At 73.6% G+C, this 26,324-nt stretch carries 22 protein-coding genes; 11 read left to right on the top strand and 11 right to left on the bottom strand.

Going from position 1 to position 26,324, the window contains the following annotated elements; translation table 11 throughout:
• Positions 1-49: 49 nt before the first annotated feature.
• Together BN344_RS16340 and BN344_RS16345 are read right to left on the bottom strand one after the other, a co-directional pair.
• Positions 50-1,147 carry an acetate/propionate family kinase gene (locus tag BN344_RS16340; RefSeq protein ID WP_040340039.1) on the bottom strand — a complete coding sequence of 366 codons (1,098 nt, stop codon included), beginning with the start codon at positions 1,145-1,147 and terminating at the stop codon, positions 50-52.
• Complete coding sequence (locus BN344_RS16345) at positions 1,144-3,582, bottom strand: phosphoketolase family protein (protein WP_051516037.1); 2,439 nt, start codon at positions 3,580-3,582, stop codon at positions 1,144-1,146. The genes BN344_RS16340 and BN344_RS16345 overlap by 4 nt, the downstream gene beginning before the upstream one ends.
• 122 nt (positions 3,583-3,704) lie before the next feature.
• On the opposite strand from BN344_RS16345, the gene BN344_RS16350 reads away from it, so the two are divergent.
• The 3 genes from BN344_RS16350 (at position 3,705) to BN344_RS16360 (ending at position 10,253) form a co-directional block, all read left to right on the top strand.
• Complete coding sequence (locus tag BN344_RS16350; protein WP_051516038.1) at positions 3,705-6,416, top strand: cation-translocating P-type ATPase; 2,712 nt, start codon at positions 3,705-3,707, stop codon at positions 6,414-6,416.
• Positions 6,417-6,442: 26 nt separating this feature from the next.
• A complete protein-coding gene (locus BN344_RS16355; RefSeq protein ID WP_040339593.1) occupies positions 6,443-7,303 on the top strand; it encodes a universal stress protein in 861 nt (286 codons plus the stop codon).
• An 88-nt stretch (positions 7,304-7,391) separates the two neighbouring features.
• Positions 7,392-10,253 carry an FAD-binding and (Fe-S)-binding domain-containing protein gene (locus BN344_RS16360; protein WP_051516039.1) on the top strand — a complete coding sequence of 954 codons (2,862 nt, stop codon included), beginning with the start codon at positions 7,392-7,394 and terminating at the stop codon, positions 10,251-10,253.
• 3 nt (positions 10,254-10,256) lie between these two features.
• Here the strand turns inward: BN344_RS16360 and BN344_RS16365 are convergent, their stop codons facing one another.
• From BN344_RS16365 to BN344_RS16380, 4 genes are all read right to left on the bottom strand, one after another.
• Positions 10,257-10,877, bottom strand: coding sequence for an SGNH/GDSL hydrolase family protein (locus tag BN344_RS16365; protein ID WP_040340043.1), 621 nt, complete (start codon positions 10,875-10,877; stop codon positions 10,257-10,259).
• Positions 10,878-10,926: 49 nt separating this feature from the next.
• Positions 10,927-11,691 carry a 3-oxoacyl-ACP reductase FabG gene (gene fabG / locus BN344_RS16370; protein ID WP_040339594.1) on the bottom strand — a complete coding sequence of 255 codons (765 nt, stop codon included), beginning with the start codon at positions 11,689-11,691 and terminating at the stop codon, positions 10,927-10,929.
• Positions 11,692-11,814: 123 nt separating this feature from the next.
• Positions 11,815-12,234, bottom strand: a complete 420-nt coding sequence (locus BN344_RS16375) for a DUF350 domain-containing protein (protein ID WP_040339595.1) — start codon at positions 12,232-12,234, stop codon at positions 11,815-11,817.
• Positions 12,235-12,276: 42 nt separating this feature from the next.
• On the bottom strand, positions 12,277-13,719 hold the full coding sequence (locus tag BN344_RS16380) for an AI-2E family transporter (RefSeq protein WP_081788703.1): 1,443 nt from the start codon (positions 13,717-13,719) through the stop codon (positions 12,277-12,279).
• 242 nt (positions 13,720-13,961) lie between these two features.
• Here BN344_RS16380 and BN344_RS16385 point away from each other — a divergent pair, with 242 nt between their 5' ends.
• The gene (locus tag BN344_RS16385) at positions 13,962-15,584 is read left to right on the top strand and encodes an HNH endonuclease signature motif containing protein (protein WP_040339596.1); all 1,623 of its coding nucleotides are present in this window, start codon (positions 13,962-13,964) and stop codon (positions 15,582-15,584) included.
• An 87-nt stretch (positions 15,585-15,671) separates the two neighbouring features.
• On the opposite strand, the gene BN344_RS16390 is transcribed toward BN344_RS16385, so the two are convergent.
• Genes BN344_RS16390 through BN344_RS16405 form a run of 4 tightly spaced genes read right to left on the bottom strand, consistent with a single transcriptional unit; the run spans position 15,672 to position 17,941 of the window.
• Entirely contained in the window at positions 15,672-16,070 is a 399-nt protein-coding gene (locus BN344_RS16390; protein WP_040340045.1) for an ankyrin repeat domain-containing protein, read from the bottom strand.
• 40 nt (positions 16,071-16,110) lie between these two features.
• Entirely contained in the window at positions 16,111-16,509 is a 399-nt protein-coding gene (locus BN344_RS16395) for an ankyrin repeat domain-containing protein (RefSeq protein ID WP_040340046.1), read from the bottom strand.
• 10 nt (positions 16,510-16,519) lie between these two features.
• The gene (locus BN344_RS16400) at positions 16,520-17,017 is read right to left on the bottom strand and encodes a GNAT family N-acetyltransferase (protein ID WP_231486933.1); all 498 of its coding nucleotides are present in this window, start codon (positions 17,015-17,017) and stop codon (positions 16,520-16,522) included.
• Positions 17,018-17,023: 6 nt separating this feature from the next.
• On the bottom strand, positions 17,024-17,941 hold the full coding sequence (locus BN344_RS16405) for an SDR family oxidoreductase (RefSeq protein WP_040339597.1): 918 nt from the start codon (positions 17,939-17,941) through the stop codon (positions 17,024-17,026).
• A 101-nt stretch (positions 17,942-18,042) separates the two neighbouring features.
• On the opposite strand from BN344_RS16405, the gene BN344_RS16410 reads away from it, so the two are divergent.
• Complete coding sequence (locus BN344_RS16410) at positions 18,043-19,626, top strand: DHA2 family efflux MFS transporter permease subunit (RefSeq protein WP_197022359.1); 1,584 nt, start codon at positions 18,043-18,045, stop codon at positions 19,624-19,626.
• Here BN344_RS16410 and BN344_RS16415 read toward each other — a convergent pair.
• A complete protein-coding gene (locus tag BN344_RS16415) occupies positions 19,592-20,209 on the bottom strand; it encodes a TetR/AcrR family transcriptional regulator (protein WP_040339598.1) in 618 nt (205 codons plus the stop codon). The two genes, BN344_RS16410 and BN344_RS16415, sit on opposite strands and share 35 nt — an antisense overlap.
• A 124-nt stretch (positions 20,210-20,333) precedes the next feature.
• On the opposite strand from BN344_RS16415, the gene BN344_RS16420 reads away from it, so the two are divergent.
• From BN344_RS16420 to BN344_RS16445, 6 genes are all read left to right on the top strand, one after another.
• Positions 20,334-20,774: a PaaI family thioesterase gene (locus tag BN344_RS16420; RefSeq protein WP_051516040.1), complete on the top strand. Its 441-nt coding sequence runs from the start codon at positions 20,334-20,336 to the stop codon at positions 20,772-20,774.
• Positions 20,775-20,823: 49 nt separating this feature from the next.
• Positions 20,824-21,315, top strand: coding sequence for a MarR family winged helix-turn-helix transcriptional regulator (locus tag BN344_RS16425; RefSeq protein ID WP_051516041.1), 492 nt, complete (start codon positions 20,824-20,826; stop codon positions 21,313-21,315).
• A 5-nt stretch (positions 21,316-21,320) separates the two neighbouring features.
• Entirely contained in the window at positions 21,321-22,925 is a 1,605-nt protein-coding gene (locus BN344_RS16430; protein ID WP_051516137.1) for an AMP-binding protein, read from the top strand.
• 41 nt (positions 22,926-22,966) lie between these two features.
• Positions 22,967-24,229: an acyl-CoA dehydrogenase family protein gene (locus BN344_RS16435; protein WP_040339599.1), complete on the top strand. Its 1,263-nt coding sequence runs from the start codon at positions 22,967-22,969 to the stop codon at positions 24,227-24,229.
• A gap of 82 nt (positions 24,230-24,311) precedes the next feature.
• Positions 24,312-25,418 carry an acyl-CoA dehydrogenase family protein gene (locus tag BN344_RS16440; RefSeq protein ID WP_081788789.1) on the top strand — a complete coding sequence of 369 codons (1,107 nt, stop codon included), beginning with the start codon at positions 24,312-24,314 and terminating at the stop codon, positions 25,416-25,418.
• A 116-nt stretch (positions 25,419-25,534) separates the two neighbouring features.
• Positions 25,535-26,287, top strand: coding sequence for a dienelactone hydrolase family protein (locus tag BN344_RS16445; RefSeq protein WP_040339601.1), 753 nt, complete (start codon positions 25,535-25,537; stop codon positions 26,285-26,287).
• Positions 26,288-26,324: the final 37 nt, after the last annotated feature.

The following is a 26,324-nucleotide window of genomic DNA, read 5'->3' on the forward strand; positions in this document are numbered from 1 at the left end:
GACCGGAGAGCCGAGGCTGCCCCGTGCGCGGCCGGGGCACAAGGGCCGGTCAGCCGTCGAGGAGCTCCAGGACCTGCCGGCGGATCTCCAGGTCCTCGCGGGAGGTGACCACCACGGTCCGGGCGGCCGCACCGTCGGCGCTGATGTCGGCGTCGCCGGCGGCTGCCGCGTTGCGTCCGGGGTCCACCCCCAGTCCCAGGTGGCCCAGCGCGGCCCCCACGCCGGCGCGCACGGGCACCGAGTGCTCCCCCACTCCCCCGGTCATCACCAGCAGGTCCAGGCCACCGGTGGCGGCGGTCATCGCCGCGATCTCCCGGACCAGCCGGTGGAGGTAGACGTCGGCGGCCAGGGCGCAGTCGGCGTCGCCGTCGTCCCGGCGGGCCAGCACCTCGCGCAGGTCGCCCGACGTGCCCGAGAGCCCCTTCAGCCCGGCGTGGTGCTCCAGCACGTCACCGAGCTCGGCGATCGGCACGGAACCGTGCTCCAGCAGCCACAGCAGCAGCCCCGGGTCGAGGGTGCCGGGCCGGGTGTTCATCACCAGGCCCGCCAGCGGGGTGAAGCCCATCGTGGTGTCGACGGAGACGCCGCCGCGCACCGCCGCCAGCGAGGCGCCCGCGCCGAGGTGGCAGGAGACGATGCGCAGCTCCTCGACCGGCCGGCCGACCAGCTCGGCCCCCCGCCGGGCCGCCCAGGCGTGCGAGAGCCCGTGGAAGCCGTACCGGCGCAGACCCCAGCGCTCGTTCCACTCCCGCGGGACGGCGTAGGTGGCCGCGGCGGCGGGGAGGGTGACGTGGAACGCGGTGTCGAAGCAGGCCACCGCGGGGGTCCCCGGGAGCAGCTCGCCCACGGCCCGGATGCCGGCCAGCGACCGTGGGTTGTGCAGCGGAGCGAGGTGGCTGATCGACCAGAGGTGGGCGACGAGCATGTCGTCGACCTCGGCCGGCCCGGTGTGCCGGGGACCGCCGTGCACCACCCGGTGCCCCACGGCGTCGACCGGCCCGCAGTGGGCCAGGAACTCCACCAGCGGCTCGAGGTGGCCCTCCCCCAGCCAGTTCTCGACCGTCGTGCCGGCGACCGGCCCGCCGTCGTCGTCGAGCAGCGAGAGCTTGAGACTGCTGGACCCGGCGTTGACGACGAGCAGCCTCACGCCTCCGGCTCCCGCAGCGGGTCGCCGCCGGACGTGGCCGGCCCCGCCGCCGGGGACCACTGCCAGTCCCGGATCTCGGGGAGGTCGATGCCCTCGGCACGCACGTACCGCCGGTGCTCGATGAGCTTCCCGACCAACGCCTCCCGTGCGTGCGCGGCGGCGCCGCGCAGCCCGGGGATCCGGTCGATCGCCGAGATCGCCAGGCTGAAGCGGTCGATCCGGTTCATGACGCAGATGTCGAAGGGCGTCGTCGTCGTGCCCTCCTCGACGTAACCGCGCACGTGGAAGTTCTCGTGGTTGGTCCGCCGGTAGGTCAGCCGGTGGATCAGCCACGGATAGCCGTGGTACGCGAAGATCACCGGCTTGTCGGTGGTGAACAGGGCGTCGAACGCGGCACCGGAGAGGCCGTGCGGGTGCTCGGTCTCGTCCTGCAGCCGCATCAGGTCGACCACGTTGACCACCCGCACGCGCAGGTCCGGGAACCAGCCGCGCAGCAGCTCGACGGCGGCCAGCGTCTCCATGGTCGGGACGTCGCCGGCGCAGGCCATGACCACGTCCGGCTCCTCCCCGGCGTCGCTGCTGGCCCAGTCCCAGATGCCGATGCCCTTCGTGGCGTGCACGACCGCGGCGTCGGCGTCGAGGTACTGCAGCGCGGGCTGCTTGCCCGCGACGATCACGTTGACGTACTGCTTGCTGCGCAGGCAGTGGTCGGCCACCGACAGCAGGGTGTTGGCATCCGGCGGCAGGTAGACCCGGATGACGTCGGCCTTCTTGTTGACGACGTGGTCGATGAAGCCCGGGTCCTGGTGGGAGAAGCCGTTGTGGTCCTGCCGCCACACGTGCGAGGTGAGCAGGTAGTTCAGCGACGCGATGGGCCGCCGCCAGGGGATGTCGTTCGTCGTCTTCAGCCACTTGGCGTGCTGGTTGAACATCGAGTCGACGATGTGGATGAACGCCTCGTAGCAGGAGAAGAACCCGTGCCGGCCGGTGAGCAGGTAGCCCTCGAGCCAGCCCTGGCAGGTGTGCTCGGACAGGATCTCCATGACCCGGCCACCGGGGGCCAGGGAGTCGTCACCGGGCAGCAGCTCGGCCATCCAGGCCCGGTCGGTCGCCTCGAGGACGGCGCCGAGCCGGTTGCTGTTGTTCTCGTCGGGGGCGAACACCCGGAAGTTGGTCATGTTGGCCCGCATGACGTCGCGCAGGAACTCACCCAGCACGCGCGTGGACTCCACGGCGCCGGTCCCGGGCGCGGGGACGTCGACGGCGTAGTCGCGGAAGTCCGGCATGCGCAGCGGGACGAGCAGCTCTCCCCCGTTCGCGTGCGGGTTCGCGCTCATCCGGCGTCCCCCCGCCGGGTGCAGCCCCCGCACCCCGGGCACGGGCGCGCCCGCCTCGTCGAACAGCTCCTCGGGCCGGTAGCTGCGCAGCCACTCCTCCAGCACGACCCGGTGGGCGTCGTGCTCTCGGGCGTTCTTGAACGGCACCTGGTGGGACCGCCACGTGCCCTCCACCTGGAGCCCGTCGACCTCGGCCGGGCCGGTCCACCCCTTGGGCGAGGCGAGCACGATCATCGGCCACCGCGGCCGCTCCACCGGCCCGCCCGAGCGGGCCCGGCGCTGGATGTCGGCGATCTCGTCGAGGCAGCGGTCGAGGGTCGCGGCGAACTGCTGGTGCATCGTCTCCGGGTCGTCGCCCTCCACGAGGTACGGCGTGTGGCCGTAGCCGCGCATGAGCTCGAGCAGCTCCTCGCGCGGGATGCGGGCCAGCAGCGTCGGGTTGGCGATCTTGTACCCGTTGAGGTGGAGGATCGGCAGCACGGCGCCGTCGGTCACCGGATCGGCGAACTTGTTGGCGTGCCAGCTCGCCGCCAGCGGCCCGGTCTCGGCCTCGCCGTCGCCGATGACCGCCGCGACGACGAGGTCGGGGTTGTCGAAGGCGGCGCCGTAGGCGTGCGAGAGGGCGTAGCCGAGTTCGCCGCCCTCGTGGATGGACCCGGGCGTCTCCGGCGCGACGTGGCTCGGGATCCCGCCGGGGAAGGAGAACTGGGTGAACAGCCGCCGCATCCCCTCGGCGTCCTGGGAGATCTCCGGGTAGACCTCGGTGTACGTGCCCTCCAGCCAGGCGGCCGCGACCGGCCCGGGCCCCCCGTGTCCCGGGCCCATCACGTAGATCATGTCGAGGTCGCGCGCCGTGATGGCCCGGTTGAGGTGGGCGTAGACGAAGTTCAGGCCGGGTGTGGTGCCCCAGTGCCCCAGCAGCCGGGGCTTGACGTGCTCGGCCCGCAGCGGCTCGCGCAGCAGGGGGTTGCCCATCAGGTAGATCTGCCCCACCGACAGGTAGTTCGCGGCCCGCCACCACGCGTCCAGGGCGGCGAGCTCCTCGGCCGGGAGGGGGCGGTCCGGGGCGTCGGGCTGGGCTTCCACGAGGGCGTCCATCGGCTGATCCCATCGGATGCGGGTGCCCTGGGGCAACCCCGGGAGGAAACCCCGGCATCACTAGGGTGGGCCGGGAGCCAGGACGATCCCCGACGGCACCGGAGCGGTGGACAGGAGCGCCCATGACGACTGCCGCCCAGGACCTCACCGATCCGGTCGCGACCGGCCGGTGGCACGTCCTCTCCCGGCAGGACGTCCTCGGCTGGCTGGACGCCACCCCGCACGGGCTGACCGGCTCCGAGGCGGCCCGCCGGGCGGAGGCGCACGGCCGCAACGAGCTGCCGGTCACCGAGACGACGCCGGCCTGGCGGGTCCTGCTCCGGCAGTTCGTCAGCCCGCTCATCGGGATCCTGCTCCTGACCTTCGCCATCACCGTCGTCCAGCGGCACTGGGTGGACGCCGGCGCGATCGGCCTGGTGCTGCTGGTCAACGCCGGCATCGGGTTCTGGCAGGAGCGGAAGGCGGAGGTCGCGGTCCGCGCCCTGCAGCAGCTGTCCGCGCCCGTCTGCCGGGTGCTGCGCGACGGGCACGAGCGGGAGCTGCCGGCCGCGGAGCTCGTCCGCGGCGACGTCGTCCTCCTGGAGAGCGGGGAGCGGGTACCGGCCGACCTGCGGCTGCTGGACACCAACGGCCTGCAGGTCGACGAGTCGATGCTCACCGGCGAGGTGCTGCCGGTGACCAAGCAGGTCAGCCGGCTGCCACCGCACACCCCGGCCGCCGACCGCACGAACCTGGTCTTCAGCGGGACCCTGGTCACCACCGGCCGTGGTCGCGGCATCGTCGTGGGCATCGGCACCGGCACCGAGCTCGGCATGATCAACGAGCTGGTCCAGGGCCCCGCCGGGCAGTCCCCGCTGCAGGTGCTCACCCACACCCTGGAGCGGCGGATCGGCGTCGCCGTCGCCGCGGCGGCGGCCGCCGTCTTCGTCGCCGGCCTCGTCCTGGGCTACGGAGCCTCGGAGATGTTCCGGACCGCGGTCGCCCTGGCGGTCGCGTCGATCCCGGAGTCGTTGCCGATCGTGCTGACCGTGGCCATGAGCCTCGGCGTCGCACGCATGGCACGTCACCACGCGATCGTCCGCTCGCTGCCGGCCGTGGAGACGCTCGGCTCGACGACGGTGATCGGCTCGGACAAGACCGGCACGCTCACCCGCAACGAGATGACCGTCGAGGTCGTCTGGACCGCGAGCGGCACGCTCGACCTGCGCGACGGGGCGGACCCCGGGCCGATGGGCCGGGCGGCACGCGATGCGCTGCGGGCCGGGGCGCTCACCAACGAGGCGGTGCGCGCTCCCGAGGGCACGCTGACCACTGCCGGGGACGCGCTGGACTTCACCGGTGACGCCGTCGACGTCGCGATGCTGCGGGCCGCCGTGCGCCTGGGCGCCGCGACCACGGCGGAGCGGGACGGGCAGTGGCTGGCCCACACCCCCTACGAGCCCGAGAACCGGCTGTCGCAGACGGTCCGGGCCACGCCCGACGGCGCGCGCGTGCTCTACGTGAAGGGCTCCCCCGACGTCCTCGCCCGCCTGTCGATCGCCCAGGCCACCGACGACGGCGACCGGCCGATCGACCGGGACGCGGTCGAGGCGGCCAATGCGCTGCTGGCCGGGCAGGGCATGCGCGTGCTCGCCACGGCGATGCGCGTGCTCGATCCGGGCGAGCCCGTGGAGCGGCCGCTGCCACCGCCGTCGGGGCTGACCTTTCTCGGGCTGGAGGGCATGGAGGACCCGCCCCGCCCGGGCGTCGCCGAGGCCGTCGCCGACTGCCGGCGAGCCGGCATCACCGTCGTCATGATCACCGGCGATCACCCGGCCACCGCCGCGTCCATCGCGGCACGGCTGGGCCTGGGCAGCGGCCTCGGCCCGGTCACGGGGGCCGAGATGGCGGACACCGACGACCACGTGCTCGCCGCCCGGCTGCGCAGGAGCGGAGTGGCGGCCCGCGTCTCCCCGCAGGACAAGCTGCGGATCGTCCGGATCCTGCAGGCCGAGGACGAGGTGGTCGCCGTCACCGGTGACGGCGTCAACGACGCACCCGCGCTCCGGGCCGCCTCCATCGGCGTGGCGATGGGCCGGTCGGGCACGGCCGTCGCGCGGGAGGCCGCCGACATCGTGCTCACCGACGACAACTTCGTGACGATCGTGGACGCGGTGAAGCAGGGCCGGGTCACCTTCAACGCCATCCGCAAGGCCACGTTCTTCCTGCTGGCGACCGGGCTCGCCTCGCTGCTGTCGGTGTCGGCGGCCCTCCTCGCCGACCTGCCGCTGCTGTTCCTGCCGGTCCAGCTGTTGTTCATCAACGTGGTGACCAACGGGCTGCAGGACATCGCGCTGGCCTTCGAACCGCCCGAGGGCGACGAACTCACCCGCCCGCCCCGGTCCCACCGGGAAGGTCTGCTGTCCGGCACGCTGTGGCTGCGCACGGCGCTCGCCGGCGTGTGGATGGCCGGCATCATCCTGGTCTCGTTCCGCTGGGCTCTGGGCGAGGGCTACGCCGAGGAGCACGCCCGCACCATCGCGCTGACGCTGTTCGTGATGCTCAACTTCTGGCTCGTGCTCAGCGCCCGCGCGGAGAACCGGTCACTGTTCACGATGAACCCGTTCGGGAACCGGCTGCTCCTGGGCAGCGCCCTCGGGGCGCTGGCCCTCTATGCCGTCGCGACGCAGTGGTCGGCCACCGACGACCTGCTCGGGCTCGTTCCGCTCACGGCGTCGGAATGGCTGATCTGCTGGATCCTCGGGGCCTCGGTCCTGGTCATCGTCGAGATCGACAAGCTCATGCACCGGATGTCGCGGAACCGTGCGGCCCGCCTGCAGCCCACCGCCGCGTGAGCCGACCCCGACGAAGAGACGAGGACATGCCCGAGGAGACGAGCCGGCTGCCCGTGGTCGCGGGATTGGACGGATCCCAGGTGTCCGTCCGCGCGGCCCGGTTCGCGGCGGAGACCGCCCGGCGCCGCGGAGTGGCCCTGCGGCTGGTGCACGCATCCCTCGACGTCGCGGAGCTCCTGGGCACCCGGGCCGACCTCACCCTGCAGTCGGTCGCCGCCTCGCTCATGGCCACGTGCTCGCCGGTGCGGGTCGACTGGACCGTCGAGCAGGGCGACCCGGTCGACGTCCTCCGCTCGGCGTCCGCCCGCGCCTCGCTGGTGGTGGTCGGCGGTCAGGGGGCCGGTGGGCGAACTGCTCCCCGCGTCGGGTCGACGGCCGGCGCCCTCGCTTCCTCGGCCGAGGCTCCCGTCATCGTGCTCCCCGACAACACCACCTCGATCGTGGTCCGCGGGCGCCGCTCCGTGGTCGTCGGCGTGGACGGCCACCCCAGCGCGGACGCCGTCCTCGCCTTCGCGTTCGCGGAGGCGGCCGCCCGGCGCACGGACCTCGTCGCCGTGCACACCTGGCGGGACATCTCCCCCGCCCGGTTCGAGACCGACGGCCCGGTCATCGACTGGGCCGCCGCGCGCGCCGACGAGGAGAGGCTCCTCAGCGACAGCCTGCACGGATGGGAGCAGGCCTGGCCCGACGTGGTGGTCCGCGAGGTGATCGCCCGCGGCCGCGCGGCGAGCAGCCTGCTGGCCGCAGGGCTGACGGCCGAGCTGCTCGTCATCGGGCACCGCCGGCGCGGCCCCTTCGCGACGCTGCGGTCCACGACCCGTGCCGTCCTGCGCCAGGCCACCGGCCCGGTCGCCGTCGTGCCGATCCGACCCGGCGGGCAGACGTGACGCCCTCCCCGAGCGGCCCTTCGCCTTCCCCGCCTGCCCCTGGCCACCGACCCGACCCAGCCATTCCCCTCTTCGACGGAGACCCCTCATGACCGCGACCACGACGATCGGCGGCCGGACGGATGCGCCCGGCCTGCTGGACGCACTCCACCGCGCCGGGCTCCGCGACGTCGACGACTCCGGGCTGGCCCGCGCGCTCTACTCCTCGGACGCCTCGCTCTACCGGGTCCTCCCCCGCGCCGTCGTCCGCCCCCGCGACGTCGACGAGGTGCTCGCGACGCTGTCGGTCTGCCGCGAGCTGGGGGTGCCGCTGACCGCACGCGGCGCGGGCACCTCGATCGCCGGCAACGCCGTCGGCCCGGGCGTGGTGCTCGACACCAGCCGGTACCTCGACCGGGTGCTGGAGATCGATCCGGACGCACGGACGGCGACGGTGCAGCCGGGTGTCGTCCAGGCGGCGCTGCAGACTGCGGCCCGCCCGCACGGTCTGCGGTTCGGCCCCGACCCGAGCACGCACAACCGCTGCACGGTCGGAGGGATGATCGGCAACAACGCCTGCGGCTCGCGGGCCCTGGGGTACGGGCGCACCTCGGACAACGTCGTCGGCCTCGACGTCGTCACCGGTGGGGGCACCCGGCTCGCGCTGGGGCCCGGCACCGCGCCCGCCCCGGGCGTGCTCGCCGACCTGCACGCGCTCGTCGCCGCGGACCTCGCCACCATCCGCACCGAGTTCGGCCGGTTCGGCCGTCAGGTGTCGGGCTACTCGCTGGAGCACCTGCTCCCCGAGCGCGGTTTCGACGTCGCCCGCGCCCTCGTGGGCAGCGAGGGGACCCTCGGCCTGGTCCTCGGCGCGACGGTGCGGCTGGTGGCCGACTCCCCGTTCCGCGGGCTGGTCGTGCTCGGCTACCCGAGCATGGCCGAGGCCGCCGACGCCACCCCCGGTCTCCTCCCCCACGAGCCCACCGCGGTCGAGGGGCTCGACCAGCGGATCGTGCAGCGGCTGCGGGACGTCCCCGCCGCCATCGTCCCGGACCTGCCGCGCGGGAACGGGTGGCTGATCGTGGAGCTGACCGGCGACACCGAGGCCGAGGTGCGGGACAAGGCGCGGGGCGTGCTGGCCGACGCCGCGGCGGTCGACTCGATGGTCGTCACCGACCCGGGGCACGCCGCCGCGATCTGGCGGATCCGCGAGGACGGCGCGGGGCTGGCGAACCGGACCTCCGACGGCCGGCCGGCGCACGCGGGCTGGGAGGACGCCGCCGTCCCGGTCGAGCGGCTGGGCGCCTACCTGCGCGGCTTCGAGGCGCTGCTGGACGGCCACGGCCTGCAGGGGGTGCCCTACGGGCACTTCGGTGACGGCTGCGTGCACGGCCGCATCGACTTCCCCTTCGGTGCCGACGGCGAGCCGGACCGGGGCCGGTCGCGGTACCGCGCCTTCGTGGAGGACGCCGCGCGGCTCGTGGCCGGCTACGGCGGGTCGCTGTCCGGGGAGCACGGTGACGGCCGGGCCCGCGGCGAGCTGCTCCCCCTCATGTACTCCCCCGCCGTGCTGGACCTGTTCGAGCGGGTCAAGGCGGTGTTCGACCCCGCCGACGTGCTGAACCCCGGCGTGCTGGTCCGCCCGGCCCGTCTCGACGACGACATCCGCATGGCGGCCGCGCCGGTCGTCAGCCGCGACACCCGGCCCACCCTCGCCCTGGCCTACCGGCACGACGGCGGCGACTTCTCCGCCGCCGTGCACCGCTGCACCGGCGTCGGCAAGTGCCGCGCGGACCTGCAGTCCGCCGGCGGGGTCATGTGCCCCTCGTGGCCGGCGACCCGGGAGGAGAAGGACACCACCCGTGGCCGCGCGCGCGTGCTGCAGGAGATGCTCGCGCCGGGCGGCCCGGTGCGGAACTGGCGCTCCCGCGAGGTGCACGAGGCGCTGGACCTCTGCCTGTCCTGCAAGGGCTGCTCGTCGGACTGCCCGACCGGCGTCGACATGGCCTCCTACAAGGCGGAGGTCCTGCACCAGTCCTACCGGCGGCGGCTGCGCCCCCGCCCGCACTACACGCTGGGGTGGCTGCCGCGGTGGGCCGACCTCGCCGCACGGGCCCCCCGGCTGGTCAACGCCGTCCTCGGCTCGCGGGTGGGCGCCCGCCTGGCGAAGTGGGGCGCGGGGATGGACCAGCGCCGCGACGTGCCGGCGTTCGCCGTCCGCACCTTCCGGCAGCAGTGGCAGGACCGGCCCGCGCCGCCCGGGGACGGTCCGCCGGTGGCGCTGTGGGTGGACTCCTTCACCGACCACTTCGACCCGGACGTCGCCATGGCCGCCGCGGAGGTGCTGGAGGCCGCGGGCTACCGGGTGCAGGTACCCGGCGCGGACACCTGCTGCGGGCTGACCTGGATCACCACCGGCCAGCTCGACGCCGCCCGCCGCATCCTCGGGCACACCGTGGCCGCGCTCGCCCCCGTCGTCGCCGCCGGGATCCCCGTCGTGGGGGTCGAGCCCTCGTGCACCGCGGTGCTCCGGACCGAGGCGCTCGAGGTGGTGGGCGGCGTGGACGCCGAGCGGGTGGCCGCCGGCACCCGCACCCTGGCCGAGCAGCTGGCAGCCACCCCGGAGTGGCAGCCGCCCTCGCTCGCCGGGCTGCGGATCGTGGCCCAGCCGCACTGCCACCACGCCTCGGTGCTGGGCTGGTCCGCGGACGCCGAGCTGCTGCGCAGCGCCGGCGCCGAGGTGACCCGCCTCGGCGGCTGCTGCGGACTGGCCGGCAACTGGGGGGTCGAGCGGGGCCACCACGACGTGTCCGTGACCATCGCCGGCCAGCAGCTCCTGCCGGCCGTCGAGACGCTTCCGGACGACGCCGTCGTCCTGGCCGACGGGTTCTCCTGCCGGACCCAGCTCGACCAGCTCGCGGACCGGCGCGGCCTGCACCTGGCGCAGCTCCTGGCCGGCCGGCGGGCCTGAGAGTCAGGCCGCCAAGCCCTCCCGGCGGGCGCGGGCGGCGGCGAGCACCGCGGGACGCAGCGCTGCGGCGATGAGCGCGTAGCCCGCCGACGACGGGTGGAAGCGGTCGGCGGCGAACAGCGTCGGATCGGTGCCGAACACCCGGTTCACCGCGTCGACCGCCGCGACCGTGGCCCCGGCCGCCGAAGCGACGGCGGCCTGCCGGTTCCGCAGCTGCGCGCAGGCCATCTGGACCAGTGGGCGGAACGCCGGCGGCACGACGGGCACGTGCGACATGTCCGGTGCCGGTACGAGCACGACGTCGGTTCCGGCGGTGCGCAGCGCGCGCAACGCCTCGTCCAGGGACGCCGCGGCCTGCTCGGGCGGGACGAGATGGGTCAGGTCGTTGGCCCCGATGACGACGAGCGCGAGGTCCGCGTCCAGCGGGGCCGCGGCACGGACCTGGCGCGGGAGGTCGGCGGACGCCGCGCCGGGAGCGGCGCGCACGTGCAGCTCGACGTCGATCCCGTCGCCGGACAGCGCGGCGGCCAGCCGCCGGCCGAGGGTGTCCTCGGGGCGCGATGCGCCGGTGCCGTGGGCGATCGAGTCGCCGAGGACCAGGAGGCGGAGAGCAGAACGGGCCACGGACGGCACAACGCCGTCCGTGGCCCGCCGATTTCGTGCGGTGCTGCTGTCAGGCCTTCGGGCCACCCGCGGCGTAGACGACCTGCCCGGAGACGAAGCCGGCGCCCTCGCTGATGAAGAACGACGCCAGGTGGGCGATGTCCTCGGGCTGGCCGACGCGGGCCACCGGGATCTGCGATCCGGCGCCCTTGATGAAGTCGTCGAAGGGGATGCCCATGCGGTCGGCGGTCGCCTTGGTCATCTCCGTCTGGATGAAGCCGGGGGCGATGGCGTTGGCGGTGACGCCGAACTTGCCGAGCTCGATGGCGAGGGTCTTCGTGAAGCCCTGCAGACCGGCCTTGGCCGTCGAGTAGTTGGCCTGGCCGCGGTTGCCCAGCGCCGAGGTGCTGGACAGGTTCACGATCCGGCCCCACTTGGCCTCGATCATGTGCTTCTGGGCCGCGCGGGTCATGAGGAAGGCGCCACGCAGGTGCACGTTCATGACGATGTCCCAGTCGGAGTCGGACATCTTGAACAGCATGTTGTCGCGCAGCACGCCGGCGTTGTTCACCAGCACGACCGGCGGGCCGAGCTCCGCGGCGATGCGGTCGACGGCGGCCTGGACCTGCTCGGCGTCGCTGACGTCGGCGCCGACGGCGAGAGCGCGCCCACCGGCGGCCTCGATGGCCTCGACGGTGCCCTTGGCCGAGCCCTCGTCGAGGTCGAGGACCGCGACGGCGAACCCGTCCTTGGCAAGCCGCTGGGCCACCGCGGCGCCGATGCCACGGGCCGCGCCGGTCACGATGGCCACCCGGCCGGAAACTGCCTCGCTCATGGAATTTCCTCTTCTCTGGTCGTCACTGGCTGCCTGGTCCCGGACGAGCTGGGGACGGGCAGGCTGCCCGACACGTTACGGCCGGGCCCTGCGACCGCCGTCACAAGGTGTCCGACGGGCCGGTCAGGGCCAGATCGAGGCCACGATGATCGCCGCCACGGCCAGCTGGCTCGCGGCGCTGACCAGGCTCGCCGGGTGGAACCGCACCTGGGTGAGGGCGTCGCCGAGGCGGCCGGGGGTGACCAGGTTGAGCACGAGGAAGGCGACCGCCTGCAGCAGCACGCCCAGGACTCCGAACACGACCGTCCACCACAGGGCGCGGCCGAACCCGTCGGTCGCGTTGGTCCAGATGGTGGTGAACGCGATCGCGCCCTGCCCGAGGAAGCCGGCGGCGAGCACGATGCCGGCGTTGACCGACCGCTCCTGGTAGATGTGCCGGCCGAGGTGCCCGGGGGTGAGCAGGTCGAGCGCCAGGAACCCGAGCATCAGCAGTGCGATGCCGACACCCGTGTACGCGACGGCATAGCCGATGCTGGCGAGCACGGGGACGACCTCCGGGGTCCGGGTGGGAACGGCCTGCCGTGTCTACCGCACCTCCGGTCCGGGCGCACCCAGCGGCCCCGGCTCGTCGACGGCCCGCGGCCCCGGCTCGTCGACGGCCCGCGGCGCCGGCTCGTCGACGGCAGGCGGCGCCGGTGCACGACGGGGGCGGTGCAGCCGCTGGACCGCGACCCGCGCCGCCTGCCGCGCGTGCAGCCGCTCCCGGGCCCGCGACGTCCGCGGTGGGCGTGGCTCCTCGCGGAGGAACGCGTCCAGCCAGTGCCCGCGCGGGTCGACGTCGACCAGCAACGCCTTGACCAGCAGGGTGAGCGGGATGGCGAGGAAGGCGCCGAGCGCGCCGAGCACCCACCCCCAGAAGAGGACGGCGACGAAGGTGACCGTCGTCGACAGACCCACCGAGTCGCCGACGAAGCGCGGCTGGATCAGCGTCTGGACGACGAAGTTGAGCCCCGCGTAGACCGCCACGATGGCGCCGAGCTGTCCCCAGCCGCCCTCGAGCAGGCCCAGCAGCGCGGGCGGCAGCAGGCCGAGGACGAAGCCGATGTTCGGGATGTAGTTCGTGACGAACGCCAGGAGGCCCCACAGCACCGGCAGGGGGACGCCGAGCATCCACAGCGCGAGGCCGTCGCCGACGGCCACGATCGCGCCGAACAGGGTGCTCACCCACAGGTAGCTGCGGGTGCCGCGGACGAACAGGCCGAGCGCGATGCGCAGGTGCGGCCGCTCGTCGGCCACCAGCCGCAACCGCGTGCCGAACCCGCCGGACTCGATCACGAGGAAGACCAGCGCCAGCAGGAGCAGGAGCAACGTGCTGCCGGCGTCGGTGAGGGCGGCGAACAGGCCGGTCGCGATGCTCACGACCTGCCCGTAGTCGATCTGGTCGACCAGGTCGGAGACCTGGCCGGAGACGATGCCGGCGTCGTTGAGGTCGGTGACCACGCCGTCGATCAGCGACTCGGCCTGGTCGGCGTAGGCCGGCAGCCGGTCCGCGAGCTGACCGACCGAGACGATCAGCAGCACCACGAAGCCGAGCAGGACCCCCCAGACGAGGACCAGCAGGATGGTGGCCGCCAGCCAGCGCGGCACGCCGGCGCGGCGCAGCCAGCTCTGCACCGGGGTCAGCGCGAGGACCACCACGAAGGCCAGCAGCAGCGGCGCGATCAGCCACGACAGGGCGCGGATGCCGGCGATCGCGACGGTCGCCGCGGCCAGTCCACCCACCAGCAGCAGCCAGCGCGGGATGCCGGCCGACGCCCCGGCCAGGACGTCGGTCACGGGGGCCGCCCCGCCGGCGGGCGGGGAGGACGGCGGCGGGCCGGTGGTCGCGGCGCCGGCGACCGGCTCGGCGGCGCTGTCGGGCGCGTCGGACAGATCGGGAGCCGCTGTGCCGTTGCCCGCTGCTAGTTCGGCAGACCGCAGCGCGGGCGGCAGATCACCACCGCTACCCGTCAGCTCCGGCCGCACCATCCCGCCTGCTCCTCCCTGGTCCGCGCGCCTCGTACCCCCCAACATCCACCCGAACCCGAGTCCTGAGCGACACGAGCAGCAGCTCGGCCGCGTCGCTGCGAACGGGAGGGGTCTCCAAGGGACCGCCCGATCAACGGCCTGCGAGGCATCTTCGGGGAGGGTGGTCGAGTCCCCGGTCGAACGCCACCCACGACTCGCCTCGCCCACCCGGAACTGTCGTAGGTCGAACGTATGTTCGGCGTATGGATCGGGTGGCGGGCACCTCCGTGGTGGAGGGGATGCTCATCGACTGGGTCTACCCACAGCGCGAGCCGGAGCCGCGCCCGCCGGTGGCGTGGCTGGACGCGGGCCACGTCGCCCGCGAGCTCGAGCAGATCCAGCGCGAGCGGGCGCGGCAGACCGCTCGCGAGGCGGAGCTGATCCTGCGGCTGGCCGAGCTGCGGCCCGACCACGACGATCCACCGCCCGGCACGGCCGGGGGCCGGCGGCGGAGTTGGCGGAAAACGGATCCGCAGTTCCCCGGGGTGAGCGAGTTCTTCCCCGACGAGCTGGCGCACGCGATCAACCTGGGCCGCGGGACCGCCGCGTTCCGGGCCCGGCGAGCGTTCACGTGGCGGGACAACCTGCCGGCGACGTTCGCCGCGCTGCGCCGGGAAGAGATCGACGAGCGCCGAGCCGGCGTGCTGGCCGGCGCGCTGCAGCACGCGGCGCCGGAGCTGTCCCGGGCGGTGGAGGACCAGGTGCTGCCCGAGGCGTGCGACCTGTCGCCGTCCCGGCTGGAAGCCCGGGCGCTGGAGGTGCTGGCGGAGCTGGATGCCGCGGCGATCGACGAGCGGCGCAAGGAGGCCGAGCAGGCGACCGACGTGCGCGTGTATCCGACCGGCGACGGCAGGGCGGCCCTGACCGCCGAGATGAGCGCCGAGGACGCGGCGGCCTGCTACGACGTGATCGACCAGCTCGCGGCGATGGCGAAGGCCGAGGGTGATCCGCGGCCGATCGGGGCGATCCGCACGGCGATGCACACGATGCTCCTCCTGCGCCCGGCCGACCATGGCCTGGGCGGAGTGACGGTGCGCCTGACCGTCACCGCCGCCCTGGACGGACTCGAGGGTGCCAGTGCACGGGGTGGTGAGGTGAACGGGTTCCCCATCACCGCGCCCCACCTGCGCGAGCTGCTGGCCCGGATCGGCTCGCTCGGCCTGACCACCCCGGCCGGGGGGACGATGACGTTCGCGATCACCGACCAGGACGGGCGGCTGCTGGCCACCGTCACCGCCGCCGACCTCGCCCGCCGCGCGGTGTCGGGATGCCCCGACCACCCCGACACCGACCACCCCGACACCGGGCCGCCGGGCGCGGAGAAGACGGACGAGGAGAAGACGGACGCGGAGAAGACGAACGCGGACGCGGGCGCGTCGGGAGGCGGCCAGGAAAGAGCCGAGCAGGAGGGCGGCGAGCAGGAGGGCGGCGAACAGCCGGCGCCGTGCGACTGTCCGGTTCTCGGCATGCCGGCCGACACCGACGCTTATGAACCACGGGCCGCCCAGCGGCGGTTCGTCACCACCCGCGACCGCCGGTGCCGGATCCCCAACTGCGGGCAGCGGGTCGGGATGGCCGACCTCGATCACGTCGTCGCGCACGCGGCCGGCGGGAAGACGTCGTGCGTCAACCTGTGCTGCACCTGCCGGTCCCACCACCGCCTGAAGACCTTCGCTCGTGGCTGGTCGTTCCGCATGGACCCGGACGGCACCCTGCACGTGACCAGCCCGTCGGGCATCACCCGGACCACCCGCCCACCCGGCCTCCGACTTCGCGACCCCGAACGGCCACCGCCGGACCGAGTGGACGACACACCACCCTTCTGACCCCCGAGTCAACGCTCGAACTCGTCTCGAGCACGCGGGCAGTCCGGCCGGAGCGCGAGCACCGGAGTGCCGCTGGGAGAGCTGCGGTCAGCTCCGCCCGTCGAGCAGTTCGGCCATCTCGGTGAGACCGAAGAACTGGGCGGTCATCCGCGCGTTCATGTCGCCGAGGTCGGGGTCAGCACCCGCAGCCAGCAGGTGTCGCACGACGTCGGTGGCCTGCTTGAACACGCCAGCGGCCAGTGCCGTCTGCCCCTTGTCGTTGACCCGGGCATGGTCGGCGCCCCGGGCGAGGAGCGCGGCGACGGTGTCGGCGTGGGCGTAGTAGGAAGCCAGCACCAGCAACGTGTCCCCGGCGGTGTTCGTGAGGTCCACCGGGACGCCGGCGTCGACGTAGGCCGCCAGCTCCTCGGTGGCGCCGTTGCGCGCCAGGTCGAACAGATGCCCGGCTGGGACGGTGCCGGTGGACGCACTGTCTTCGCTGCTCATGATCAGCACCCTAGGAGGAGTCGCCGTGGGAACGCACGGGTCAGCGTGAGCGGTCGAGCAGTTCGCTCATCGCGGTGAGGCCGAAGAACTGCGCCGTCGTCCGCGCGCTCTGGCCACCCAGGTCCGGATCGGCACCGGCCGCGAGCAGGTGCTCGACGGTCTCCACCGACTGCTTGAACACCGCCGCCGCCAGCGCCGTCTGCCCCTTGTCGTTCACCCTCCCGTGATCGGCGCCACGCGCGAGCAGCTCCGCCACTGTGCCGGCGTGGCCGTAGTAGGCCGCGAGCAGCAGCAACGTGTCGCCCTTGTCGTTGGTCAGATTGACCGGAGCGCCGGCCTCGACGTAGGCCATCAGCTCCTCGGTGTGTCCGAAGCGGGCCAGGTCGAACAGCCGGCCGGCCAGCTCGATCACGTCGGGATCGATCGGGCCGCTCGTCACGCCCTTCACCCTAGGAGCCGTCGACCACCAGTTTGTAGCCGACGTGCGACGGCCGGAAGCCGAGCCCCTCGTAGAAGCGGTGCGCCTCGGGGCGGCTGCGGTCCGTGGTCAGCTGGATGAGCGCGCAGCCGCGCCGCCCGGCCTCCGCGAGTGCCCAGCGCACCAGCGCCTCTCCCAGACCACCGCCCCGGCGGTCGGCCCGGATCCGCACGCCCTCGATCTGCGCCCGCTGCGCGCCCCGTCGTGACAGCCCCGGCAGAAAGGACAGCTGCAGCGTGCCGACCACGTCGTCCACGTCCTGCACGGCCACGAGCAGGTGTGCGGGATCGGCGTCGACGAGGGCGAAGGCGCGCGCGTAGGGCTCCAGCCCCTCACCCGCGGACTCCCGCGCACCCCCGAGCGGGTCGTCGGCGAGCAGCGCGACCAGTTCCGGCAGGTCGGAGGCCGTCGCCCGGCGCACCGTCACGCCCACGAAGCCGGGCAGCGGCCCCCAGGCGACGACCTCCACGCCGGCTCAGCCCGCGGTCGGGCGGATGCCGCGCTGGTCTGCGTTGAGCGCCGCCTGCGCCACCAGGCCGGGAAGCACGTCGTCGAGCTCCTCGACCGTCCAGCGCTCGCCCTTGTCCACGCCCGGGCCGGCCTGCCAGCCCTCGGCCACGCTGATCGCACCGCCGCGGACGTTGAACACCCGGCCGGTGACCTCCTTCGCCGCGGGTCCGGCGAGCCAGACCACCAGCGGCGCGATGTTGTCCGGCGCGGACGGGTCGAACTGCGACGGGTCCGGCTTCTCGCGATCGGGACGCAGGTTCTCGGTCATCCGCGTCAGCGCGGCCGGTGCCACTGCGTTGACGGTGATGCCGTACCGCGAGAGCTCCATCGCGGTGATCACGGTGAACGCCGCGATCCCCGCCTTGGCCGCCCCGTAGTTCGACTGCCCCTGGTTGCCGTAGATCCCCGACGACGACGTGGTGTTGATGACCCGGGCATCCACCGGGCGGCCGGCCTTGTGCTCCTCGCGCCAGTAGGCGGCCGCGTGCCGCGTCGGGGCGAACGTGCCGCGGAGGTGGACCCGGATGACCGAGTCCCACTCCTCCACCGACATGTTCACCAGCATCCGGTCCCGCAGGATGCCGGCGTTGTTGACCAGCACGTCCAGTCGGCCGAAGTGCTCCAGCGCCGCGCCCACGAGGCGTTCGGCGCCGGCGAAGTCCGAGACGTCGTCGCCGTTCGCGACGGCCTGGCCGCCCATGCCCCGGATCTCGTCGACCACCTCACCCGCCGGACCCGTCGACCCGCCGCTGCCATCCACCTCGGCCCCGAGGTCGTTCACGACGACGGCGTAGCCCTGCCGGGCGAACTCGAGCGCGTGCCCGCGGCCGATCCCCCTGGCCGCACCCGTCACGATGACCACGCGTTGCTCGTCCGACTGCATCTGGCAGCCTCCTTCCGTCGGGAGCCCTAGAATCGGGTTCTGGGATTTCGACGTCAACCAGGCCGAGCGCCGCGTCGGACCGGTCGACCAACGGGAGAGCAGTGACTGCGGACGCGCGGACCGGCGCAGGCGACACGGCCGCCGCGCCCCGCGAGACGGTCGACGAGACCCGCCGGCAGGCGGAGGAGCCGGCCCCCGGGAGCGCGGCCGAGCGCGCCCAGATGCGCGAGGCCTGGCGGGCGCTGTCGGTCGTCAGCCTGGCCAGCATCTTCTCCGGGATGGCCGGGAGCGCGCTCAACGTCGCCCTGCCCACGGTCGTCCGGCACTTCGACGCCAGCGCCACGGCGGCCAGCTGGATCCTGCTCGCGTTCATGCTGGCCAACACCGTCCTGATGATCTTCTTCGGCCGGCTGGCCGACATGTTCGGGCGCCGCTCGATGTACCTGATGGGGCTGGCGACCTTCACGCTCGCCAGCTTCCTGAGCGGCCTGGCCCCGAACGCCTGGACCCTCGTGGGGCTGCGCGTGCTGCAGGCCGCGGGCGCGGCGATGCTGCTCACCAACAGCGCCGCCATCGTCACCGCCGCCTTCCCGCGGCACCGGCTGGGTCAGGGCATGGGCATCTACCTGGCCTCGTTCTCCGTCGCCCAGCTCCTCGGCCCCACCGTCGGCGGCGTGCTCGCCGAGCACGCCGGCTGGCGCTGGGTGTTCTGGTACAACGTGCCGATCGGGCTGATCTGCCTGGCCTGGGGCGCCTGGGCCCTCCCCCGCGTCGCACGCACCGGGCAGCGCCAGGGCATCGACATCCCCGGCAACCTGCTGGTCCTGGTCGCGCTCGGCAGCGGGCTGGCGGCGCTCTCCCAGGCGACGACGCTGGGCTGGACCAGCTGGCTGGTCATCGGTGGCCTCGTCGTCTTCGTCCTGGGCATGCCCCTGTTCGTGCTCTTCGAGCGCCGGGTGGCCCATCCCCTGGTCGACATGACGCTGTTCCGCAGCCGGCCGTTCGCCCTCGGCCTGCTCGCCTCCTTCCTCAACGCGACGTCAGCGGCGGGGGTGCTGCTGCTCTTCTCGCTCTACTTCCAGGCCGTCAAGGGCGAGGACGCGTTCTCGGCCGGCATGCGCGTCCTGCCGCTGGCGGTGGCGACGCTGCTCTTCTCGTCCACCTCGGGGCTGCTCCAGCGCCGTATCTCACCGCGCGGGCTGGCCGTGGTGGGCAACCTCTGCACCGGCGCCGGGCTGGTCGTCCTGGGCTGGGCGGTGGCCGCGGACGCCGGTTACGTCGCGATCGCCTCGGGCCTGGTGCTGGCCGGCGCCGGGTCGGGGTTGTTCATGCCGTCGAACACCACCGCGCTGATGGGCGAGATCCCGCACGAGCGCCTGGGCATCGCCAACGCGATGCGCCTGATGCTGCAGCAGAGCGGCTTCGTCGTGGGCACGGCCATCGTGCTCTCCGTCCTCACCGCCCCGCTGGTCCCCGAACTGCGGCAGTACGCGTTCGCCGGCACGTTGTCCGACATCTCGGGCTCCGGCCTGGACGACCTGCTGCTCGGCTACCGGTGGACCCTGCTCACCATGCTCACGCTCAGCCTGGCGACCACGGTGACCTCGCTGGCCGCGCGGCACGCGACCATCAAGCGCTTCCGCGCCGAGGTCAGCCCGCCTGGGGGTCCGGCATCCGGCGGATGATCGCCAGCGCGCTCTCGGTGACCGCGGCGGCCTCCACCTCGGACTCGCAGCCGATGATCTGCCGGCCGGCCTCCCCCATCGCCGCGGTGAGGAGGGAGACGAGCAGCCGGTCGGTCGGCCCGGTGCCGACGGCGAGGAGCACGGCGTTCTGCCGCACCCAGTCGTTGCGCCGCCGGCTGCGCACCAGGAAGAACCCCGGCGGCCCGTCGCCGTCCAGGAACAGCCGCGCCAGTTGCCGGCGCTCCCACGTCGTCTCCAGGTAGGCCCGGGCGCCCACGACGAAGAGCTCCTGCGGGGTGACCGTGCCCGCGCGGCGGGCATCCGCCACCGCCGTCGCCGCCCGCTCCTCGTAGGCCGCCTGGTGGTCCTCCCAGACGGCGAGGAAGAGCTCCGACTTGCCGCCGTAGTGGTGGTACAGGCTGCCGACGCCCAGCCCGGCGCGCTCGACGACGTCAGCGACGCTGCACTCGGCGAAGCCCTTCTGGGCGAACACCTCGCCGGCGGCGGCGATGAGGGTGCGGCGCGTCTCGGCGGTTCGGCTCCACTGCCAGGCATGGGCCTGCGGCTGCCTGCTCGCGCCCACCGGCCCCCACCCCTCGACCCGACGACCCCGTCGTCCGCGGGTGACACTACTGACGGCGGGGCGGACTGCCCAGCCTCGAGAACGGAGCACCTGCGGCCACGGGTCGCCGAGGCCGGGAGGCGCGATGCGGGACATGGAGCGGTGGCTGGGCGACGGCGGGATGCCCCTGCTGGGCACCCTCGGCGTGCGGTTCGACCGGTACGGGGCGACCGAGGAGCCGGTCACCGGCTGGGCCGAGGCGAGCTGGACGCCGGTCCCCCTGGCCGGGAACCCGCACGGCCTGGTGCAGGGCGGCGTGCACTCCGTCGTCATGGACGCCGCCATGAACTTCGCCGTCAACGCGGCGCTGACCGGCCGCGACCGCACCCAGGCGTCGCTGGAGATGAAGACGGAGTGGATGCGCCCCGCCCGCCCGGGTGACGTGCTGACCGTCCGCGGAGACCTGGTCCGGCTGGCGCGGCAGGTGGCCTTCGCCGAGGGCCGGGTGCTCTCGGCCGACGGCACGCTGCTGAGCCGGGCCACCTCGACCTTCCTCCTGCACCGGGAGCAGCCCCGCTCCGCCTGACTCGGGCGAGCCCCTTGCAAAAGAACTTCGAAGCCTGAATTGTTAGGCTGTGATCGAAGCCACCCCGACCGGAGCGCGGACGGTCGCCCGTCTGGCCCGGCACGTCGAGGTGGCGCTGGCCGGCTGCGAGCTCACCGTGCCCCAGTACCGGCTGCTGGCCCTCCTCTCCGAGGGCTCGGTGAACGCATCGACGCTCGCCCAGCGGCTCGTGGTGAGCCGGCCGAGCGTCACCGCGCTCGTCGACGGCCTGGTCGCCCGCGGCATGGTCGAGCGGGGCACCGATCCGGCCGACCGCCGGCACGTCACCCACCTGGTGACCGAGCGCGGTCAGGCCGTGCTCGACCAGGCCGACCACACCGCGGCCGCCCGCCTGGCCGACCTCTCCACCCACCTCTCCCCCGACGACGTGCCCGCCGCCCGCGCGGGCCTCGCCGCGTGGGAACGGGCGCTCGACTCGTACCGGGACACGGCCGCCCGCACTCCGCACTGGCCCCGCGCCGGGGACGCGCGCACGCCGCAGGAATCGGAGGTCGCCCCGTGACGACGATGGATCCGGACCCGGCGGTCGCCGACCGCCAGGCGCTCGTCGAGCGCGCCGCGGCCACCGGCATGCTGATCGCCCTCTGGGCCGCCCGGCAGCCGGAGGCGACCGCCATCCGCTCCGCGCAGGGTGACCTGACCTACGCCCAGCTCAACGCCCGGATCAACCAGCTGGCCCGCGCGTTGCGCGCCCGCGGCCTCACCGTCGGCGACTCGATCGCCCTGATCAGCTCCAACCGGCCCGAGTTCGTGGAGACCCTCTACGCCGCCCAGCGCACGGGGCTCCGCCTCACGCCGGTCAACTGGCACCTCACCGCCGATGAGATCAACTACATCCTGCGCGACTGCGGCGCCCGCGCCGTCGTCGTCGACGGCCGCTTCGCCGACACCGTCGGGCAGGCGCTGGACGGAGTGGACGCCCGCGCCCTGCTCGTCGTCGAGGGCTCCCAGGAGCGGTTCGAGGACTACGAGCAGGCGCTGTCCGCCGAGTCCGGCGAGAACATCGAGGACCCGGTGCTGGGCACCACCATGGCGTACACCTCGGGCACCACCGGGCGCCCGAAGGGCGTGCACCGCGCCGCCGCCGCGGCCGCGGGCGCCGCAGCATCGCAGCTGGCCACCCTCGTGGCCGAGGCCTCCGCCTACGTGCCCGGGCAGGACCTCAACCTGGTCACCGGCCCGCTCTACCACTCCGCGCCGCTGCTCTTCTCGCTCAGCATGCCGCTGTCCCGGGGCGCCGGCGTGGTGCTCATGGACAAGTGGGACGCCGAGGAGACGCTGCGGCTGATCGAGCAGCACCGGATCACGCACACCCACCTGGTGCCCACGATGTTCCACCGGATGATCTCGCTGCCGCAGGAGGTCAAGGACCGGTACGACCTGGGCAGCCTCCGCAACATCTGGCACGGAGCCGCCCCCTGCCCGGTTCCGGTCAAGCAGGCCCTCATGGACTGGCTCGGCCCGATCGCCTGGGAGTACTACGCGGCCACCGAGGGCTTCGGCTCGGTCGTCGGACCGCACGACTGGCTGCGCCGGCCCGGCACCGTCGGGCACCCGGAGCCCGGGCACATCCGCATCCTCGACGAGGCCGGCGAGGACCTGCCCGCCGGAGTGCCCGGCACCATCTACCTGCGGGCGCCGGAGTCCGGCCGGTTCGTCTACCTGGGCGACGAGGCCAAGACCTCGTCGTCCTACCGCGGCGACTACTACACCCTCGGCGACGTCGGCTACCTCGACGAGGACGGCTGGCTCTTCCTGACCGACCGCAGCGTCGACCTGATCATCTCCGGCGGCGTGAACGTCTACCCCGCCGAGGTGGAGGCCGTGCTCATCACGCACCCCTCGGTCGGCGACGTCGGCGTCATCGGCGTGCCCGATCCGGAGTGGGGTGAGTCGGTCAAGGCCGTCGTCGAGCTGCAGCCCGGGTACCAGCCCTCCGCGGCGCTCGCCGAAGAGCTCCTCGCCTGGACCCGCGACCGGCTGGCGCACTTCAAGTGCCCCCGGACGGTGGACTTCGTCCCCGAGCTGCCCCGCACCCCGTCCGGGAAGTTGTCCAAGCGCGTCCTGCGCGAGCAGTTCCGCCGGCAGGCCGCCGCCGGCACGGACGCCTGAGAGGCAGTGACACGAGAGACGATGACGTCGAAGGACTTGCCATGCCACTGACCGTCCGACCGATCCCCATGCTCGACGAGCGCATCAACGACATCCGCATGCGCACCGCCGAGATCGTCAACGACGAGATCCTCCCCCGGGAGCGCGAGCTCTGGCGCTCCGCGCGGGGTGGCGCCGTCGAGACGGAGCCCTCGGTCATCGAGGCCCGGGCGGCCCGCGAGGAGATCAAGCAGAAGGTCAAGCAGGCCGGGCTCTGGGCGCCGCACCTGCCCAAGGAGTACGGCGGCATGGGGCTGGACTTCCTCGCCCACGCCTACATGAACGAGGTGCTGGCCTACGCGATGGGCGCGGCCGCGCTGTTCGGCGTCGTCGCCCCGAACTCGGGCAACCAGAAGATCCTGCTCAAGTACGGCACCGACGAGCAGAAGGAGCAGTGGCTCCGGCCCCTCATCGAGGGCGAGATGGAGTCCGGCTTCTCCATGACCGAGCCCGAGAACGCGGGTTCGGACCCCCGCTCGCTCACCACCACCGCCGTCCGGGACGGCGACGACCTGGTCCTCAACGGGCACAAGTGGTTCACGTCCAACGGCATGGCCGCCGACTTCTTCATCGTCATGACCCGCGTCGTCGAGGCCGACCACGACCCCGCGTCGGGCAAGGGCCAGATGGCGCAGCTCATCGTCCCGACCGACACCCCCGGCGTGAACATCGTCCGCGGCGTCGGCATCTGGGGCCGGCCGACGTCGGACCACGTCGAGGTGCGCTACGAGAACGTGCGGGTGCCGGCGAGCAACCTGCTCGGCGCCGTCGGCCAGGGCCACCAGGCCGCACAGGACCGCCTCGGCGCCGGCCGGGTGTTCCACTGCATGAACTCGATCGGCCAGATGTGGCGGGCCTTCGACCTCATGGTCGAGCGGGCCAGCACCCGTCAGGTCCACGGTGGGCCGCTCAAGGACAAGCAGTTCGTCCAGGGCTTCATCGCCGACAGCTACATGGACATCTCCGCCGCCCGGCTGATGACCATCCAGGCCGCCGAGCGCGTCGAGCGGGGCGACCGGGGCGCACGCACCGACATCTCGTCGATCAAGGTCTTCGTTCCCGCGGCCTACCACCGCGTCGTCGACCGGGCCATCCAGGTGTGGGGCGCCGCTGGCGTCTCCAGCGATCTCCCGCTCTCCGGCATGTACCTGGGCGCCCGCACGCTCCGCCTGGCCGACGGGCCGGACGAGGTGCACAAGGTGCTCATCGCCAAGCACGTCCTCGACCGGTACGCCAACGAGGGCGGATGGGACTTCGGCAACTGATGAACGACTCCACGAAACCGGGCGAGCCTTCGCCCACCCCCACTCCTGTCCACCCGACTTCTGAGAGGTTGTTCCCGTGCTGATGCAGTTCGACAAGGAGCAGGAGGAGCTGCGGCGGACGCTGCGGCGCTTCCTCGAGACCAAGTCCTCATCCGAGGAGGTCCGCCGCCTCATGGAGACCGAGGAGGGCTACGACCCGGCCGTCTGGTCCCAGATGGCCGAGCAGCTGGGCCTGCAGGGTCTGGCCATCCCCGAGGAGTACGGCGGCTCGGGCTTCAGCATCCTCGAGACGGCGCTCGTGGCCGAGGAGATGGGCCGCGCGCTGCTGCCCGCCCCCTACCTGGCCACCGTCCTCGCCGCCAACCTGCTCCAGCTCTCCACCGACGAGCAGGCCAAGGCCGACCTCCTGCCCGGCATCGCCGAGGGCACGACCATCGCCACCGTCGCGCTCGCCGAGGCCGGCGGACAGTGGACCGCCGAGAACCTGCAGACCCGCGCCAGCGGCTCCGGCGACGCCTGGACGCTGGACGGCCAGAAGTCCTTCGTCCTCGACGGGCACACCGCCGGCCTGCTGCTCGTCGTCGCCCAGGCCCCCGGCGGCCCGAGCGTCTTCGCGGTGGAGGGCTCGGCCACCGGCCTGGACCGCCGGGCGCTCCAGACGCTCGACATGACCCGCAAGCTCGCCGAGGTCACCTTCGCCGGCACCCCCGCCCGGCTCGTCGGCTCGGAGGGCGACGCCACCGCGCTGGTGCCGAAGCTGATGCGCATCGCCACGGTGGTCCTCGCCGCCGAGCAGGTCGGCGGCGCCCAGCGCTGCCTGGAGCGCACTGTCGAGTACGTCAACCTGCGCTACCAGTTCGGCCGCCCCGTCGGCAGCTTCCAGGCGGTCAAGCACCGCTGCGCCGACATGCTGCTCGAGGTGGAGTCGGCACGATCCGCGGCCTACTACGCGCTGTGGGCACTGGCCGAGGACGCCGACGACGCCGCGATCTCGGCGGACCTGGCCAAGGCCTTCTGCTCGGAGGCCTATTGGCTCGCAGCCTCGGACTCGATCCAGCTGCACGGCGGCATCGCCTTCACCTGGGAGCACGACGCGCACCTGTACTACCGGCGCGCCAAGTCCACCGGGCTGCTCTTCGGTACCCCGACCGAGCACTGGGACGCGGTGGCCGAGCACCTGCTCGCCTGATCCGGGCACGGCGACGACCCCCGTACCGGTCCCGGCGGACCGGCACGGGGGTCGTCGCACGTCCGGGCCCGGACGGCCGCCGGGCACCGACCGGCGCGAGCGGCTAGAACGGGTGCATGTGCCATGACCACGACAGCCGCCCGCCCGCCCCACCGCGTCGTGGGGACGTCGCCGAGCGGGCCGCCCTGACCCTCACCGCCGCAGACGGGACGCGCTTCGCCGCCGCGTACGCCGCGCCGGAGAGCACACCCGGCGCCGGCGTCGTCGTGCTGCCGGACATCCGCGGCCTGCACCCGTACTACGTGGCCCTGGCCGAGCGGTTCGCCGAGGCCGGCCTCGCCGCGGTGGCGATCGACTGGTTCGGCCGCACCGCGGGCCTGCCGAAGGCGGGCACGCGCGAGGAGGCCTTCGCCTGGCAGGACCACATCCCGCGGACGACGCCGGCCGGCATCGACGCGGACGTCGTCGCCGCCATGGCGGCGCTCCGGGAGCGGCACGGCGCGGACCTGCCGGTCGTCACGGTGGGCTTCTGCTTCGGCGGCAGCCACTCCTGGCGCCTGTCGGGCGCCGACCTCGGCCTCGCCGGATGCGCAGGCTTCTACGGCCGGCCGTCGCTGGTGGGCGACGCCGCGGACCGCGCTCACCTGCCCACGGTGATGCTGATCGCCGGCGCCGACGCGGCGACACCGGTCGAGGAGCAGCTCGCGCTCGCCGAGCGGATGCGCAGCGCCGGCGCCGAGGTCGACGCCCCGGTCTACGAGGGCGCCCCGCACTCCTTCTTCGATCGCTCCTACGGCGACTGGGCCGACGCCTGCCGGGACGCCTGGGAGCACGTGCTGGCGCTCACCGACCGGGTCGCGCGCGCCTGAGGGCTACGAACGCCCGCGGCCGAGCGGACCGGACGAA

The organism is Candidatus Blastococcus massiliensis AP3 (assembly GCF_000582785.1).
Taxonomy (GTDB): Bacteria; Actinomycetota; Actinomycetes; order Mycobacteriales; family Geodermatophilaceae; genus Blastococcus; species Blastococcus massiliensis.

What these genes read in the sequence shown, in the direction of transcription:
- BN344_RS16345 (WP_051516037.1), bottom strand. Translation starts at nt 3,582, where the DNA reads ATGGACGCCCTCGTGGAAGCCCAGCCCGACGCCCCGGACCGCCCCCTC.
- BN344_RS16350 (WP_051516038.1), top strand. Translation starts at nt 3,705, where the DNA reads ATGACGACTGCCGCCCAGGACCTCACCGATCCGGTCGCGACCGGCCGG.
- BN344_RS16355 (WP_040339593.1), top strand. Translation starts at nt 6,443, where the DNA reads ATGCCCGAGGAGACGAGCCGGCTGCCCGTGGTCGCGGGATTGGACGGA.
- BN344_RS16360 (WP_051516039.1), top strand. Translation starts at nt 7,392, where the DNA reads ATGACCGCGACCACGACGATCGGCGGCCGGACGGATGCGCCCGGCCTG.
- fabG (WP_040339594.1), bottom strand. Translation starts at nt 11,691, where the DNA reads ATGAGCGAGGCAGTTTCCGGCCGGGTGGCCATCGTGACCGGCGCGGCC.
- BN344_RS16380 (WP_081788703.1), bottom strand. Translation starts at nt 13,719, where the DNA reads ATGGTGCGGCCGGAGCTGACGGGTAGCGGTGGTGATCTGCCGCCCGCG.
- BN344_RS16385 (WP_040339596.1), top strand. Translation starts at nt 13,962, where the DNA reads ATGGATCGGGTGGCGGGCACCTCCGTGGTGGAGGGGATGCTCATCGAC.
- BN344_RS16390 (WP_040340045.1), bottom strand. Translation starts at nt 16,070, where the DNA reads ATGAGCAGCGAAGACAGTGCGTCCACCGGCACCGTCCCAGCCGGGCAT.
- BN344_RS16405 (WP_040339597.1), bottom strand. Translation starts at nt 17,941, where the DNA reads ATGCAGTCGGACGAGCAACGCGTGGTCATCGTGACGGGTGCGGCCAGG.
- BN344_RS16420 (WP_051516040.1), top strand. Translation starts at nt 20,334, where the DNA reads ATGCGGGACATGGAGCGGTGGCTGGGCGACGGCGGGATGCCCCTGCTG.
- BN344_RS16430 (WP_051516137.1), top strand. Translation starts at nt 21,321, where the DNA reads ATGGATCCGGACCCGGCGGTCGCCGACCGCCAGGCGCTCGTCGAGCGC.
- BN344_RS16435 (WP_040339599.1), top strand. Translation starts at nt 22,967, where the DNA reads ATGCCACTGACCGTCCGACCGATCCCCATGCTCGACGAGCGCATCAAC.
- BN344_RS16440 (WP_081788789.1), top strand. Translation starts at nt 24,312, where the DNA reads ATGCAGTTCGACAAGGAGCAGGAGGAGCTGCGGCGGACGCTGCGGCGC.
- BN344_RS16445 (WP_040339601.1), top strand. Translation starts at nt 25,535, where the DNA reads ATGTGCCATGACCACGACAGCCGCCCGCCCGCCCCACCGCGTCGTGGG.